Genomic DNA, 1,141 nt, shown 5'->3' with positions numbered 1-1,141 from the left:
AAAGATAGCGTGGTCCACGTCGAGGCCTTCCGGCAGTTGGTTGTGTAGCAACTCCCATCATCAGAGGGCCTCGACCCCCACCCTGGCACCCACACGCCCAAACCCACCCCCTCAACCGCGAAGAGCCCCTTTAATAGGCGTGCTCTACGCCATGATCTCTGACGATCGGGCCGCTTTGGCGTTCTTGGAGCCTAATGGCGGCACTTCTGCGGACGTCGAGCGTGTTACCGCCCTCATGAATCGACACGAGATCGGCAAGAATGACTGGACCGACATCTGGTCCGGAATCGCCGACCAGACCTCGGCCGCCCACGCCACAGAATTCGCCGACACCCCGGATTCCGCAACACCAGAGGCCAAGGCCAGCGCGGCACTCGCCGCCACTGTGGTCAATACGATCGGCGAGACCATGAATGACCTCTCAGACTTAAGTCGACGCAGGCTGACCAACGTCGTCAGCGCATATCCATGGTCGGTGGATCAGGCCGCCCGCACAGACGGCGCATCAAATGCGCCCACGATCATGCCCGCCCCCCTTGATGCTTACGGCAACCCGGTGTGGACATATGGCATGTCCTACCAGCCGCAGTACACCACCCAGGGCCTGGCCGGAGTGATACAGGCCATTTCTCGCGACGCCACGGACTTCAAGACCGTCGTCAATTCTGTTGCCGTCTTTGAACAACGCCGCATGGTATCCGTGGCAGCAGCCGTTGACACCGAAACCGACGGGAACGGCCTTGGCCCGGGTTACATACCACTTCACGATCCCAGTAACGCGATCGACGCCAACTCAGCGACAGCGGGCTTCTTCCAGGCCGCCGCTCAGGCTGCTCTCGAAGGGGATACCACGGCAATCGACCAACGCAATCGGACCATTGTCGATTCCCGCATCACTTCATCCTGCTTCATCCCCGGCCCGGGCGACAAGACCTCTGAATTGGAGAGGGCCGTACTCGCCTACACCCAAGACCGATCGACAACTCTATTGAAGAGCGAGGCAACAGAGACCTGGAAGGTTATTCACAGGGGTTTGCGGGATTTCGTCGGAGGAGGCCGGAAAGGATGGTGGGTAACCGGGGGTGCGGAATGGAGTGGTTCCCGCCGCCTGGCGGGCTCTCCAGGTGGGTGACGTAAGAGA

At 60.7% G+C, this 1,141-nt stretch carries 1 protein-coding gene; it reads left to right on the top strand.

Annotation, left to right across the window (positions count from 1 at the left end):
• The first annotated feature begins 40 nt into the window (after positions 1-40).
• The gene (locus EUC46_RS12430; RefSeq protein WP_338324490.1) at positions 41-1,132 is read left to right on the top strand and encodes a DUF6571 family protein; all 1,092 of its coding nucleotides are present in this window, start codon (positions 41-43) and stop codon (positions 1,130-1,132) included.
• Positions 1,133-1,141 lie beyond the last annotated feature (9 nt).

Origin of the sequence: Actinomyces oricola, from assembly GCF_004104015.1 — a bacterium.
Lineage (GTDB): Bacteria > Actinomycetota > Actinomycetes > Actinomycetales > Actinomycetaceae > Actinomyces > Actinomyces oricola.
The sequence above is the reverse complement of the archived record's forward strand: the minus strand, read 5'-3'. Positions and strand labels throughout refer to the sequence as shown.